Annotated in this window: 10 protein-coding genes; 5 read left to right on the top strand and 5 right to left on the bottom strand. The window is 61.4% G+C overall.

Annotated elements, in window-relative coordinates:
- Positions 1-13 precede the first annotated feature (13 nt).
- Genes xdhC through xdhA form a run of 3 tightly spaced genes read right to left on the bottom strand, consistent with a single transcriptional unit; the run spans position 14 to position 4544 of the window.
- Positions 14-919 (bottom strand): xanthine dehydrogenase accessory protein XdhC, encoded by a 906-nt coding sequence (xdhC, locus tag SJY32_RS02740; RefSeq protein WP_376871315.1) that lies wholly within the window; start codon positions 917-919, stop codon positions 14-16.
- Positions 916-3174: a xanthine dehydrogenase molybdopterin binding subunit gene (xdhB, locus tag SJY32_RS02745; RefSeq protein WP_376871317.1), complete on the bottom strand. Its 2259-nt coding sequence runs from the start codon at positions 3172-3174 to the stop codon at positions 916-918. The genes xdhC and xdhB overlap by 4 nt, the downstream gene beginning before the upstream one ends.
- On the bottom strand, positions 3171-4544 hold the full coding sequence (gene xdhA / locus SJY32_RS02750) for a xanthine dehydrogenase small subunit (RefSeq protein ID WP_376871319.1): 1374 nt from the start codon (positions 4542-4544) through the stop codon (positions 3171-3173). Before xdhA ends, xdhB begins: the two co-directional genes overlap by 4 nt.
- A gap of 327 nt (positions 4545-4871) precedes the next feature.
- Between xdhA and dnaE the strand changes: the two genes are divergently transcribed.
- Both dnaE and SJY32_RS02760 read left to right on the top strand, forming a co-directional pair.
- Positions 4872-8330: a DNA polymerase III subunit alpha gene (gene dnaE, locus SJY32_RS02755; RefSeq protein ID WP_376871322.1), complete on the top strand. Its 3459-nt coding sequence runs from the start codon at positions 4872-4874 to the stop codon at positions 8328-8330.
- A 116-nt stretch (positions 8331-8446) separates the two neighbouring features.
- Complete coding sequence (locus SJY32_RS02760) at positions 8447-9142, top strand: YoaK family protein (RefSeq protein WP_376871325.1); 696 nt, start codon at positions 8447-8449, stop codon at positions 9140-9142.
- A gap of 4 nt (positions 9143-9146) precedes the next feature.
- Here the strand turns inward: SJY32_RS02760 and SJY32_RS02765 are convergent, their stop codons facing one another.
- Positions 9147-10283, bottom strand: coding sequence for an AbrB family transcriptional regulator (locus SJY32_RS02765; protein WP_376871327.1), 1137 nt, complete (start codon positions 10281-10283; stop codon positions 9147-9149).
- The gene (locus tag SJY32_RS02770; protein ID WP_376871329.1) at positions 10234-10431 is read right to left on the bottom strand and encodes a SlyX family protein; all 198 of its coding nucleotides are present in this window, start codon (positions 10429-10431) and stop codon (positions 10234-10236) included. The genes SJY32_RS02765 and SJY32_RS02770 overlap by 50 nt, the downstream gene beginning before the upstream one ends.
- 196 nt (positions 10432-10627) lie before the next feature.
- Here SJY32_RS02770 and hisS point away from each other — a divergent pair, with 196 nt between their 5' ends.
- From hisS to hisG, 3 genes are read left to right on the top strand one after another with little or no spacing between them, the layout of a single operon-like run.
- The gene (gene hisS, locus SJY32_RS02775; protein ID WP_376871331.1) at positions 10628-12136 is read left to right on the top strand and encodes a histidine--tRNA ligase; all 1509 of its coding nucleotides are present in this window, start codon (positions 10628-10630) and stop codon (positions 12134-12136) included.
- On the top strand, positions 12136-13203 hold the full coding sequence (locus SJY32_RS02780; protein ID WP_376871333.1) for an ATP phosphoribosyltransferase regulatory subunit: 1068 nt from the start codon (positions 12136-12138) through the stop codon (positions 13201-13203). Before hisS ends, SJY32_RS02780 begins: the two co-directional genes overlap by 1 nt.
- Positions 13200-13889 (top strand): ATP phosphoribosyltransferase, encoded by a 690-nt coding sequence (hisG, locus tag SJY32_RS02785; RefSeq protein WP_376871335.1) that lies wholly within the window; start codon positions 13200-13202, stop codon positions 13887-13889. Before SJY32_RS02780 ends, hisG begins: the two co-directional genes overlap by 4 nt.
- The last annotated feature ends 82 nt before the right edge of the window (positions 13890-13971 follow it).

Consider the following 13971-nt stretch of genomic DNA (forward strand, 5'->3'; position numbering starts at 1 on the left):
GATCCAGTTCCGGTCACCCTGCGAATTCCTTTGTCTTGGGCGGCACCTTGGCGCGATTGAGTTCCCTGACTAGCCCGCCCGCAATGCCTATCGCAATGGCTTGCGGGTGTTTTCCGAGCGTTACGTCGCCTATTGGGCAGGCAATGCTGGAAATTTGGGCGCTTGAATGCCCCAATTCCCTCAACCGCGTGCGGAAACGATTGGCTTTGGTCTGCGCGCCGATAAGCCCGATACTCGCGTGACCATGCGTCAAGAGGCCGTGGCACAGCGCCAAATCCAGCGCATGTGAATGGGTAAGAATCAGGTGATGGGCGGAGCGCGGCGCATGGGTGATCAAGGAGGCAGGATCGGAGGCGATCAAAAGATCCACATCCTGCGCAATGTGATCAGGGAAACGGTCCCGTGCAAAGTCGATCCACGTCAACGCGCAATCGGGTAATGGTGCGAGCACATCGACAACCGCCCGCCCGACATGCCCTGCGCCCCAGACCCAAACCGGTGCGCGCGTGGGCATCGGCGGCTCGAACAGCCAGCCGCCCTCCATTTTTGGCACGCGATTGGCGGCCTGCCCTGTCCGTAATTTCATCGCGAGCCGTTTCAGGGGGGCGGGCGGCTCGCTGCCCGCTTCCGCCAAAACGGGGCGCAGGTTCGGGGCCTCGCCGGACCAAGGTTCCAGCAGCATCGTGACATGCCCCCCGCAGCACTGACCGAGCTGCGGCCCAAGCGCGAGGCGCATCACGCGACCCGATGTCGCGCGCGCGGCGATCATCGCGCGCGCCTCACGCATCATTTCCCATTCCATCGCGCCACCGCCGATCGTGCCTTCGATAAGCGCGGGGTACACCAACATCGACACGCCCGCAGGCCGCGGAAGTGAGCCTTTGCCCTCCACGATCAGGATGCGGATGCAGGTAGTCATTCGGCCGCCTCAAAACCGCGTTGGTAGGCCCAAAGCAGGGCCTCGGCCGTGGCGGGGGCTGGCAGATCAGGCCAATTCACGCCCGTGCAGGCCCGCGAGAGGGCCGCCCAAACCGAGATGGCCAGCATGAAGGGCGGCTCGCCCACGGCTTTTGATCGAAATACGGTCGGCACAGGGCTTTCGCCGTCCCATAAATCAACGTTGAAGACCGGCGGAGCGTCGGTGACGGCGGGTATCTTGTAAGTCGAAGGCGCATGGGTGCGCAGCCGCCCCTCATTATCCCAGACAAGTTCCTCGGTCGTCAGCCAGCCCGCGCCCTGCACATAGCCGCCTTCAATCTGGCCGCGGTCGATTGCAGGGTTCAGCGACGTGCCGGCATCATGCAAAATATCGGCGCGCAAGATGGTGGCCTCGCCGGTGAGGGTGTCGAGCTCGACCTCGGTCACCGCCGCGCCGTAGGCGTAATAGTAGAACGGGCGGCCACGGCCCAGCTTCCGGTCCCATGAGATTTCAGGCGTGGCATAGAAACCTGTTGAGGAGAGCGAGACGCGCGCCTCGTAAGCAGATTTCGCAGCATCCTTAAACGATACGATCACGTCGCCAGCGATGACTTTTCCATCGCGGAAGTGCACGTCTTTGGGCTCGCACCCTGCCTTGAGCGCGAGATGCGCCGCGATGCGTGATTTGATCGTGTCACATGCGATTTTTACCGCCATCCCGTTCATATCCGCGCCGGAGGAGGCGGCCGTCGCGGAGGTATTGGGAACTTTGGTCGTATCCGAGGCGGTGATGCGCACATCATCGGTCAGAATCCCAAAGCTCTGCGCGGCGATTTGAACGATTTTTTGATGCAGGCCTTGCCCCATTTCCGCGCCGCCATGCGATAGGACAACCGTACCATCCGCGTAGAGGTTCACCAAAGCGCCAGCTTGATTGAGGTGGGTGAGGGTGAAGGAGATGCCGAACATCACCGGTGTCATCGCGAGGGCGCGGCGTCGTCCCGGATTGGCGGTGTTCCATGTCGCAATGTCGGCTTCGCGGGCCGGAAGATCTGCGCGCAGGCGATCCCAGATCTGCGGGACGATGAACCCGTCGACAACTTGTCCGTAATGGGTGGTGTCGCCTTCACGCATGAAGTTGCGGGCGCGGATGTCATCGGGCGCGATCCCCAAGTGATGTGCCGCGTGTTCCATCACGCGCTCGATCCCGATCATCCCTTGGGGCCCGCCAAAACCGCGGAAGGCAGTGGCCGATTGGGTATGGGTGCGCAGGCGGTGGCTCTCGATCTCAATTGCGGGGATCGCGTAGCAATTGGCCGCATGAAGCATCGCGCGATCCGCCACCGCGAGCGACAAATCCTGCGCCCAACCGCAGCGGATCAGGTGTTTGAACTGAACGCCGAGGATCTTGCCGGTCTCGTCAAACCCCGCGCGATATTCTATGCGCAGATCGTGGCGCTTACCGGTTATCATCATGTCATCGTCACGATCATACCGCATTTTGCATGGGCGGCCCGTGACCTGCGCCATCACCGCGCAGGCAACGGCGAGAGCATTGCCTTGCGATTCCTTGCCGCCGAAGCCGCCGCCCATCCGTCGCATCACGACCTGAACGTCATGCTGCCCCACCCCCAACGCATCCGCGACCTTATGCTGGATTTCGGAGGGGTGTTGCGTGGAGGCGTGGATCACCATCCGCCGTTCATCCGGCAGGGCAAGTGCCGCTTGCCCTTCGAGGTAGAAATGCTCCTGACCACCGACATCCATCTCGCCCTCGACAAGATGCGGCGCGGTGGCAAGGGCGGATGGGGCGTCGCCCTGCGCCCATGTCACCTGCTCGAACCGGCTGTCATTGGCCATCGCATCCTCAATGGTCAGAATTGCGGGCAGCGGACGGATGCGGACCTTGCCCTTGGCGGCGGCGATGCGTGCGGCGCGGTGCGAGGTGGCGGCAACGACAAAGACCGGCTGGCCGAGGTAATGGACGAAATGATCCGCCAGCAGGGGTTCGCCCGGCGCGGAAGGGGAGACATCATTCGCAAACGGCAGATCCGAGGCGGTCATCACCTTGATTACGCCTTCGGAGCTGCGCACGGCTTCGAGATCGAATGACGAGATTGCGCCATGCGCCACGTCCGAGAGCCCAAATGCGAGATGCAGGCAATTCGCGGGCGTTGGAATGTCATCCACATAACGCGCCGCGCCGGTGACATGCTCTTTCGCGGAATCGTGGGGGAGGGGTTTTCCGACGCTCATGTGCGGGCCTCCTGAACGCGCGTGCGATCAAAGTAATGACGCAGCAGCAGGTTTTGCGCGGCTTGCATCCGGTAGGCGGCGGAGGCGCGCATATCGGACATAGGCTGGAAATCTTGCGTTAAAGCCTCCATCGCGCGGCGGATCGTGACCTCATCCATCGGTGCGCCGATCAATTCAGCCTCGGCGGCCAGTGCCCGTTTGGGTGTCCCCGCCATACCTCCGAACGCGAGCCGTGCCGCGGTGATTTGCCCATCGTTCAGGGTGATGTTAAACGCAGCCATCACGGCAGAGATGTCCTGATCTTTGCGTTTCGAGAGTTTCTCGCATGCGAGATCGGGCGCCGTGGCGGGAAGGCTAATCGCCTCGACGAACTCGCCCTTGCGACGGTCTTGTTCGCGGTAATCGACGAAGAAATCTTCCAACGCCATCTCGCGCCGCGCGTCTTGCTGGCGCAGATGCAGCCGTGCGCCCAGCGCGATCAGAGCAGGTGGTAAATCGCCGATCGGGGAGCCATTCGCGATATTCCCGCCCACCGTTGCCATTTGCCGGATTTGATCTGATGCGAAGCGCGTGAGCATCTTGTGCAATCCGGGATGGGTTGCGGCGATACGGTTGCGCAATGCCTCAACGGTGACCATCGCGCCAAGGCGGAGCGTATCGCCTTGCTGGGTGAGTTCGCGCAGATCGTCACATTGGCCCAAGAAGATCGGATGCGGCAATTCGCGAAGCGATTTCGTGACCCAAAGCCCGACATCCGTGCCCCCCGCAATCAAGGTCGCATCGGGGTTTGCGGCGTAGAGTGCGGCAAGATCGTCGCTTGTTTTGGGTAAATGAGGCGCGTTTTCCGCCGAGCGCGCGCCGAATATCGCCGAACCGGTGTTAGGATCGTCCGGTTGACCGCATGGCGCGCATGGCAGGTCTTCCGCCGCCCGCGCCGCGCGCAGGATCGGCGCATAGCCCGTACAGCGGCACAAATTGCCCGCCAGCACCACCTCATGGTCACGGCGCTTGTTCGCGTGACCTGTCGCCAATGCCATCACGATGCCAGGTGTGCAAAACCCGCATTGCGATCCGTGATGCTCAATCATCATGTCTTGAACGGGGTGCAAATCGCCGGCAGGCGTGGTGAGCCCTTCGACCGTCGTGATGGATTTTCCCGCAATCTGGGGCAGCATCAAAAGGCAGGCATTGACGGCGCGACGTCCGGTATCATCGGCCAACATCACGGTGCACGCCCCGCAATCGCCTTCGTTGCAGCCCTCTTTGGTGCCGGTTAGGCCGCGAGTTTCGCGCAGCCAATCGAGCAGGGTCGTCGTGGGCGTGACGCTGGCGCTTTGCACCTCTCCGTTGAGCCGGAACGCAATTTCCATGGGGTGTAGCCTGCCGCGATACCAGATTCTAAATGGGGACGCTGTCGATGCGGCGTAGACCGTGCCCCCCTGTCCAAACAATTGAACGCGCGGAATAGCGGGTTTGGCAAGCCCGATTTGCGAATTTATAGCGCAAGTCGTGACGGAACTGAACGAAATTTGCCATATTTTTGGGCGTAAAGTGCCGCGCGCGGCGAAAACTTTGGCGGTATGCGCCGCGCGTGGCTTCAAATTTGGCGCGCGAGGGGATGTCGATTTTGCGCCGCATGGCGCAAGGTCGCGCGAATTGGGGCTGTATGCGGCGGACAGACACGCTAGTTTGCGGCTATGTCAGATCCCCGATTCATTCATCTCCGCGTCCATTCGGAATACTCCCTTTTAGAAGGGGCGGTTCCGGTCAAAAAACTGATCAAGACCTGCGAGGCATTGAAAATGCCTGCGGTGGCGGTGACTGATAGTAACAATATGTTCGCCGCGCTTGAGTTTTCTGTCATCGCAAAGGGCGCAGGCGTGCAGCCGATCATGGGCTGTCAGGTATCTTATGCGTTTGATCCTGCCTTGCCCGGTGAAAAGCTGCGGCTGCCCGCGCCTTTGGTGCTGCTCGCGCAAAACGAGCGCGGCTATGAAAACCTGATGAAGCTGAATTCGTGCCTTTATATCGATAAGGGCGGCGATCTTGTACAGGTCACCCGCGACGAGCTGGCTTTATACTCGGAGGGCATTATCTGCCTGACGGGCGGGGCGGAAGGGCCGATCGGAAAGTTCATCCAGAATGGGCAGCACGGGCGGGCGCGGGCGTTGCTCGAGGATCTCGCGGCGATTTTCGGGGATCGCTTGTATGTCGAGCTGCAACGCCACCCCGGCGAGGGCGGCAAAACGACCGAAGGCGAACAGGCGACGGAGCAGAGTTTCATCGAGTGGGCGTATGAGCTTGGCTTGCCGCTTGTCGCGACGAATGATGTCTACTTCCCTAATCCCAAGATGTACGAGGCGCATGATGCGTTGATCTGCATCGCGGAAGGGGCCTATGTCGATCAGCAACAACCGCGCCGACGCTTGACCCCGCAACACTATCTGAAAACGCCGGACGAGATGGCGGCGCTGTTCGCGGATCTGCCGGAGGCATTGGCCAACACGGTCGAGATTGCGAAACGTTGTGCCTTCGGGGCGTATAAGCGCGCGCCGATTTTGCCGAAATTCGCGGATGACGAGGTCGAGGAGCTGCGCCGCCAGTCTTGGGCGGGGTTGGAGGCGCGTCTTGCTGTCATTCCGCATGCCGCCCCCGTTGAGGAATATAACGCGCGGCTTGAGTTTGAGCTGGGCATTATCGAGCAGATGGGCTTCCCGGGCTATTTCCTGATCGTTGCAGATTTCATTAAATGGGGCAAAGATCAGGGCATCCCTGTCGGCCCGGGGCGTGGATCGGGCGCAGGGTCGCTCGTGGCTTATGCTTTGACGATCACCGATCTTGATCCGCTGCGGTATTCCCTTTTGTTCGAGCGGTTCTTGAACCCCGAGCGGGTTTCGATGCCGGATTTCGACATCGACTTTTGCATGGATCGCCGCGAGGAGGTGATCCAGTACGTTCAAAAGAAATACGGGCGTGACAAGGTCGGTCAGATCATCACCTTCGGCGCGCTTTTGTCAAAGGCGGCGGTGCGCGATGTGGGCCGCGTGCTGCAAATGTCCTATGGACAGGTTGACCGCTTATCCAAAATGATTCCCGTTGAGGGGGTCAAACCCGTCAGCATCGAGAAGGCGCTGGCGGATGAGCCGCGCCTGCGCGAGGCGGCGCGCGAGGAAGAAGTCGTCGACCGTCTGTTGGGCTATGCGCAACAGGTTGAGGGCCTCTTGCGGAACGCCTCCACGCACGCCGCGGGTGTGGTGATCGGGGATCGCCCGTTGGATATGCTGGTCCCACTCTATCAAGATCCCAAATCGGACATGCCCGCGACACAGTTCAATATGAAATGGGTCGAGCAGGCAGGATTGGTGAAGTTCGACTTCTTGGGCCTGAAAACCCTGACCGTGATCCAAAATGCTGTCGATTTGATCCGGTTGCGCGGGGTTGAGGTCGATATCTCTGCGATTCCGATTGATGACGCGCGCACCTATGAGCTTTACGCGAAGGCGCAAACGGTCGCGGTGTTTCAGGTTGAATTGACCGGCATGATGGACGCCTTGCGGCGCATGAAACCGACCTGCATCGAGGATATCGTCGCGCTCGTCGCGCTGTACCGCCCCGGTCCGATGGAGAACATCCCCGTCTATTGCGAGGTCAAGCACGGGCTGCGGCCGCTCGAATCCCTCCATCCGACGATTGATCCGATTTTGGCGGAGACTCAGGGAATTATCGTTTACCAAGAACAGGTTATGCAGATCGCGCAGGTCATGGGGGGCTATTCCCTCGGGGGCGCGGATTTGCTGCGGCGTGCGATGGGGAAGAAGATCGCCGAGGAGATGGCCAAGGAGCGGCCGAAATTCCTCGAAGGCGCGAAGAAAACGCACGGGATCGAGGCCAAGAAGGCGGGCGAAGTCTTTGATCTTCTGGAAAAATTCGCCAACTATGGGTTCAATAAATCCCACGCCGCTGCCTATGCGATTGTGTCGTATCAGACGGCATGGCTGAAGGCGAACCATCCTGTCGAGTTCATGGCCGGCGTGATGAATTGCGATATGCATCTGACCGAAAAACTGGCGGTGTATAAGCGCGAGGTGGATCGCCTACAGATCAAGACCATCCCACCTTGCGTCAACCGGTCGCTTGCGAGCTTTACCGTCCGCGACGGGCAGGTGGTCTATGCGCTGGGCGCGTTGAAGAATGTCGGGCTCGAGGCGATGAAGCTGATCGTCGCCGCGCGGGATGTTGAGGGGCGCGAGACGCCGTTTCGTGATTTGCACGACTTCGCGCGGCGGTGCGATCTCAAGCGGATCGGTAAGCGTCCGTTGGAGATGCTGGCGCGGGCGGGGGCGTTTGATTTGTTGGACCCCAATCGTAAGCGTGTTTTCGAGAGCTTGGATTCCCTCGCCGCGTGGTCGGGCGCGATTGCTGAGGCGAAGGTCTCGGCGCAGGTGTCTCTGTTTGGTGAGGCGGGCGACGATCTGCCGCCGCCGCGCATGGCCGATACGGATGACTGGTTGCCTGCCGAGCGCCTCGCGGAGGAACATAAGGCGATTGGCTTCTATCTCTCGGGACATCCGTTGGATGACTATCTGCCCGCGCTCAAGCGCAAGAAGGTGATGACTCTGTCTGAGATCGCCGCGAAGGCCGAAAACGGGGCGTTTATTGGCAAACTGGCCGGAACGGTTTCGGCCAAACAGGAACGTAAATCTGCCAAGGGCAACCGGTTTGCCTTTGTGTCGCTATCTGATCCCACCGGTCTTTATGAGGTGACGGTGTTTTCCGATACGTTGGAGGCCACGCGACAATTCTTAGAGCCGGGATCTGCGGTTGTCTTGACGGTTGAGGCCACACTTGAGGGCGAGACGTTGAAGCTGCTCGCGCGCGGGGCGCAGCCGATTGATACGGTGACGGCGGATGCGGGTGCGTCCGGCCTGATGATCCATCTGGAGGAACCCGCTGTTTTGCCGTCGATCGCCGCGTTGCTGACGCGTGTGGCGGAGGAAGGCAAGGTGCGTTCCAAGGGGCCGGTTTCGTTCATGATTTTTGATCGAGATCGTGGCGCGCGGTATCAGATGTCCGCTGGGCAGGACTTCCCGATCAACCCGCAAGTCAAGGGCGCGCTGCGGTCTTTGCGCGGCGTGATCGAGGTTGAGGAAGTATAACGCGCCGCGCCTGCGGGTGAGTTTTCGTAAGGTGGATGACAGGCTTTCGCGCGGGCGCTAGGCTTGCGCCATGGGCGGCGTTCGCGCCGCGATCCAGTTGAGGGATGAGGGCGCAAATGCTGATCCATGTAGGCGATGAGCGCAGCGAAGCCATCGATATGGCAATCGCGGGGCTTTTGTCGTCCATTGCGGGCGCGCTCAATGCGGTCGGTTTTGTGATCGCGGGGTTTTTTACCGCGAATATGACGGGGAATATCTCCGCCTTTGCCGATTATCTCGCCAAGGGATCGGTGGCGCTGGCGTTTTCGTTCTTGGGTTTAGTGGTGGCGTTTATCGCCGGCGCGACTTGCGCGGCGCTGGGCGTGCAGGCGGGGCTACGATACCAGTTGCGGTCAGTTTTCGCGTTGGCGATTGTGGTGGAGGCGATGATCCTTGCGGCGTTGGCGATGGCCTATCATGTCTGGCTCGCGGGCGGGTTCGAGGCGCTTTTGCTGATTGCGTTGAGTTTCGTGATGGGATTGCAAAATGCCGTCACCACGATGATCACGCGCGCGCGCGTTCGCACCACGCATGTTTCGGGGATGGCAACGGATGTCGGGATTGAACTCGCAGCGATGGTTGGGTGCGCGCAGATGCGGCGCGCGGTGCTTCCGAAATTGAAGCTGCATAGCTGGACATTGATCGCATTCGCGGCGGGGGGCGTCTGCGGCGTTGTTCTGTTCGGTGTCATCGGCACATGGATATTTGCTGCCGCGGCGGCGTTACTCCTCGCGATTGCCTTGCCGGAGGTTTTGCGCGCGCACCGCCCTTAGGCCGTTACGGCGCGCCCAAAACCCGTTTTGCCAGAAGTTGCGCCATCACGACAGCGAGCAGAATTCGGATCAAATGATGTGCGGTGACATACACGACGCTCATATTCAACGAGAGCGCGATGAGCGACATCTCCGTCAAGCCACCCGGCGCAAAGGCAAGAAAAACGGCGCCGATGGGTTTGGCGACGATCTGCGCGAAGGTCACGGCAAATAGCCCCGCCAATGCGAGTGATACCCCTGTCGAGATCATCGCCATGCGCAAGGCTGTGACAAATGCTCCGCGTCCGATCCCCTTGAACCGCACCCCGAGCGACGTACCAATCGCGATTTGCCCCGCATTGATCAACCATTGCGGGGGGCCGCCGTCGACAACGCCCATCGCATGGAGCGCGGAGGATAGGATCATCGGCACCGCGATCATCCCTGCAGGGAGTTTCGACCGCTTGCCAAGCCATGCGCCGATCGCCCCGGCGGCGATCAGCCAAGGGAGATCATGCAAGGTCAGCGCCGAGTGCGACAGGCTCGCGCCTGAGGCGGAACCGACCGCGTGACCTGTCATCACGGTGAAGGCGACGGGCACAAGAACAACCGTAAGGATCAGCCGCAAGAATTGCAGCATGGTCAGCATCGGCACATTCGCGCCGCGCTCCTCGCCCATTTGTACCGCTTCGATCAGACCGCCCGGCGCGGAGCCGAAAAAGGCTGTGACGCGATCAAGCGATCCAAAACGGGTGACCGCGAGGTAGGACAGCATATGCGCAAGCGGGACAAACACGCACACAGCAAGCAGCGACGGCCACCAACTCGGCATGTCTTGCAAGACGGCCGGCGAGAAGGCGCCGCCAATCGCCACGCCGAGCACAGGCAGAAACCCGAGGCGCAGCGCGGGGGGGAAGGTTACGGGGCGGCCTTTTAGCTGTGCCCGCCCCAGCGCGAGCGCCGCGACAATGAGCATCGATCCCAGCAACATCGGCAGCGGTAGATGCGCAGCTTGGGCCGCAAACCCGCCAGTCGTTCCGATAAGAACCGTCACCGCAATCGCGGGGATGTCGAGCGTATCAGGGAGGCGCGTCAGGCGAAGCGGCACGGGGTCACCAGTGGGGCGGACGTTGATCGGCGAGTGGAATCGTTCCCGCGCCATCCGCCTCGCGTTCGGCTTCGCGTTCCAGCAATAGGCCGACGCGGCGGGCGAGGCGCGCGATCTCGCGTTCCTGGCGGGCAATGACGTCCGAGAGGTCGTCTACTGTTCGGGTGAGATGCGCGATTTGTTCTTCGATCTCTTGTGACATGCGATTCGTCTCGTTTTTAAGTCTGGCGTTGGTCATGGGGCGCAGAAATCTAGCGCGCGGCGGTGCGATCAGGGCGTCGAGTTGCCCATCGGCCCGCTTTGCGACAGGCCGCGCAGGTGTGGCCGCTTGTTCGCGCGTCAATCCTCCGCTACACCGCCCCTGATTACAACCGCCCCCCGAAATAAGCGAGGCGAATATGGCCAAGGAAAAACCACAGCGCAAACCACGTGCCGAAACCCCAAAAGGGTTCCGCGATTACTTCGGCACGGATGTGACTGAACGCAAGGCAATGCTCGATACGATTGCCGAGGTCTACCATCGTCACGGGTTCGACCCGTTGGAGACTTCCGCTGTCGAGACCGTCGAGGCCTTAGGCAAGTTCCTCCCCGACGTGGATCGCCCGAATGCGGGTGTCTTCGGGTGGCAAGAAGAATCTGACAGCGGCAAAGAGGGCGACTGGCTCGCGCTGCGCTATGATCTCACGGCCCCTCTGGCCCGCGTGGCCGCGCAGTTCCGCAATGATTTGCCCACACCCTATCGCCGTTATGCGATGGGGCCCGTTTGGCGTAACGAGAAGCCCGGTCCGGGCCGGTTCCGCCAGTTCTATCAATGCGATGCGGATACGGTCGGCGCGCCTTCGGTGGCGGCGGATGCCGAGATTTGCGCGATGCTGTCGGATGCGTTGGAGGCGGTTGGGATTGACCGCGCCGATTACATCGTGCGCGTGAATAACCGCAAGGTTTTGAACGGCGTGATGGAAGTGGCGGGGGTTTTGGACCCGGCCGATCCGGCCAAATGGGAGGCTGAGCGCGGTATCGTGTTGCGCGCGATTGATAAATTGGATCGCTTGGGCGAGGACGGCGTGCGCGCGCTGTTGGGCGCGGGGCGCGAGGATGCTTCGGGCGATTTCACCAAGGGCGCTGGGCTGTCGGATGAGCAGGCCGAGATCGTGATGGGCTTCATGTCTGCCAAACGGGCCTCGGGCGCGTTGACGGCGGCGCGTTTGCGCGAATTGGCGGGCGGTTCGGCCATCGGTGTCGAGGGCGTGCAAGAGCTGGAAACCATCGCCGAGCTGTTGGATGCGCAGGGCTACGGCGCGGACCGGATCGACATCGATCCTTCCGTGGTGCGCGGCCTTGGCTATTACACTGGCCCCGTGTTTGAGGCCGAACTGACGTTCGAGATCTTTGACGAGAAGGGCCGCAAACGGCAATTCGGATCGGTCGCGGGCGGCGGGCGGTATGACGATCTGGTCAAGCGGTTCACCGGCCAATCGGTGCCGGCCACGGGCGTTTCCATTGGTGTTGATCGCCTTTTGGCGGCGTTGCGCGAAAAGGGTCGGATCGGCACGGGAACGCCGCAAGGCCCCGTGGTCATCACCGTGATGGACCGCGACCGGATGGCCGATTATTTCGCCATGGCCACCGATCTGCGCAACGCGGGCATCCGCGCGGAGGTCTATCTCGGCAATCCGAAAAACTTCGGTAACCAATTGAAATACGCCGATAAACGCGAAAGCCCTGTCGCGGTGATCCAAGGGTCATCGGAACGCGATGCGGGGCAAGTGATCCTCAAAGACCTGATTTTGGGCGCGAAGATCGCCGAAAACGCCAGCCTCGAGGAATGGAAAGCCCGCCCTGCGCAGGTCGAAATTTCGCGCGGCGATTTGGTGGCCGAAGTGCGTAAAATGTTGGAGCAGGGCTGATGCAGGCTGCGAGAGCTGTCGGGCAAACGATCCTCGCGCAGTTTGTGGAGGCGGGTGCAGTGCCGGTTGAGGCCGATATCTTGCAACCCGCCGAGGCGCTTTTGGATCTCTACGGCGAGGATATTCGCGGCCGCGCCTTTGTCACCCATGATCCGATCCGCGGCGAGATGATGCTGCGGCCTGATTTCACGGTGCCGGTCGTGCAGACGCATATGCGCGAGGGCGCCGAGCCTGCGCGCTATGCCTATCTGGGCGAGGTGTTTCGTAAGCAAGATCATCGCGGCGCGGCGCGGCAGTCGGAATATTTGCAGGCGGGGTTTGAGGTCTTTGACCGGGTTAATCCGCAGGCGGCTGATGCAGAGGTCTTCGCCTTGTTTGCGCGTATTCTTGCGCCGCTGAACCTGACTGCGACAATCGGGGATATCGGTTTGCTCACGGCGTCGGTGGAGGCGTTGGATACGATTCCGGCGCGCAAGCGCGCATTGCTACGTCATATTTGGCGGCCGCAGCGTTTCCATGCCTTGTTGAAACGTTATGCGGGCCAGCTACCGATGCCTGCTGCGCGTCAAGCGGTGCTTGATGGCGGTACGGCGTCGGAGATGCCATGGATCGGGTTGCGCTCGGAGGCAGAGGTCGCGGCGCGGATCGAGCGGTTGCGCGAGGATGCGGCGGCCGCGCCGATCGCCGCACATGATATGGCCCGTCTCGATGCGCTTTTCGCGCTGCGGTGCCCCGCGTTGGAGGCCCCTGCAAAGCTGCGGGCGCTGGGCCTGCCCGAGGCTGCCGTTGAACGGTTCGAGGCGCGCCTCGCGGCGTTGCAAGCCCAAGGCGTTGATCTTGGCGGGGTTCGATTTGAAGCCAGCCACGGTCGGACAACGATGGAATATTACGACGGGTTCGTCTTCACGTTTAAGGGGCATGATGACATGCCGCCAGTTGCCACAGGTGGGCGCTATGATGCGCTGACGAAGGTGCTGGGGCAGGGGCTTGACGTTCCGGCCGAAATCCCTGCGGTTGGCGGGGTCATACGTCCGGCGCTTGTCGCGGCGTTGGGGGGCTTGTCATGACGCTGAAACTCGGTGTGCCGTCCAAGGGGCGGCTAATGGAGCAAACCTTCGAATGGTTCGCTGAACGTGGCCTGACGTTGAAGCGCACGGGTAACGAGCGTGAGTATGCGGGCGCTGTTGAAGGGCTCGACGGGGTGGAGCTTGTGCTGCTATCTGCGGGAGAAATTCCGCGCGAACTGGCGGCGGGGCGCATTCATATGGGGGTCACGGGGTCCGATTTGGTGCGCGACAAGCTGGCCGATTGGGCGACCCAAGTGGATGAGCTGGCGTTGATGGGCTTTGGCCATGCCGACCTCATTCTGGCGGTGCCGACGTGCTGGACGGATGTGGATACGATCGAAGATCTCGATGCGGCCGCCTCTGCCTTCCGCCGCACACATGGGTTCCGTTTGCGGATCGCCACGAAATACCACCGTCTTGTGCGCGAGTATCTGACGCGTGAGGGTGTGGCGGATTATCAGCTTGTCGATAGTCAGGGCGCGACCGAAGGCACGATCAAGAACCTGACGGCCGAGGCGATTGCCGATATCACGTCATCGGGCGCGACGTTGCATGCAAACCACCTGAAGATCTTGTCCGATGCTCTGATCCATTCATCGCAAGCGACGCTCTTTGCCTCGCGCAGCGCCGACTGGTCGGCCGCGCCCGCCGCGCCGCGTCTGCGGGAGATGCTCGGGGTGGTGTGACACGGGCGTTCCGGTCACCAAACATCGAGGTTGAGGGGGGGGGGCTTGCGGCCCGACAGTGCGGGATCACGCGCCCCAACAT

It is taken from the genome of Albirhodobacter sp. R86504, assembly GCF_042466415.1.
Lineage (GTDB): Bacteria > Pseudomonadota > Alphaproteobacteria > Rhodobacterales > Rhodobacteraceae > Albirhodobacter.

What these genes read in the sequence shown, in the direction of transcription:
- xdhC (WP_376871315.1), bottom strand. Translation starts at nt 919, where the DNA reads ATGACTACCTGCATCCGCATCCTGATCGTGGAGGGCAAAGGCTCACTT.
- xdhB (WP_376871317.1), bottom strand. Translation starts at nt 3,174, where the DNA reads ATGAGCGTCGGAAAACCCCTCCCCCACGATTCCGCGAAAGAGCATGTC.
- xdhA (WP_376871319.1), bottom strand. Translation starts at nt 4,544, where the DNA reads ATGGAAATTGCGTTCCGGCTCAACGGAGAGGTGCAAAGCGCCAGCGTC.
- dnaE (WP_376871322.1), top strand. Translation starts at nt 4,872, where the DNA reads ATGTCAGATCCCCGATTCATTCATCTCCGCGTCCATTCGGAATACTCC.
- SJY32_RS02760 (WP_376871325.1), top strand. Translation starts at nt 8,447, where the DNA reads ATGCTGATCCATGTAGGCGATGAGCGCAGCGAAGCCATCGATATGGCA.
- SJY32_RS02765 (WP_376871327.1), bottom strand. Translation starts at nt 10,283, where the DNA reads ATGGCGCGGGAACGATTCCACTCGCCGATCAACGTCCGCCCCACTGGT.
- SJY32_RS02770 (WP_376871329.1), bottom strand. Translation starts at nt 10,431, where the DNA reads ATGTCACAAGAGATCGAAGAACAAATCGCGCATCTCACCCGAACAGTA.
- hisS (WP_376871331.1), top strand. Translation starts at nt 10,628, where the DNA reads ATGGCCAAGGAAAAACCACAGCGCAAACCACGTGCCGAAACCCCAAAA.
- SJY32_RS02780 (WP_376871333.1), top strand. Translation starts at nt 12,136, where the DNA reads ATGCAGGCTGCGAGAGCTGTCGGGCAAACGATCCTCGCGCAGTTTGTG.
- hisG (WP_376871335.1), top strand. Translation starts at nt 13,200, where the DNA reads ATGACGCTGAAACTCGGTGTGCCGTCCAAGGGGCGGCTAATGGAGCAA.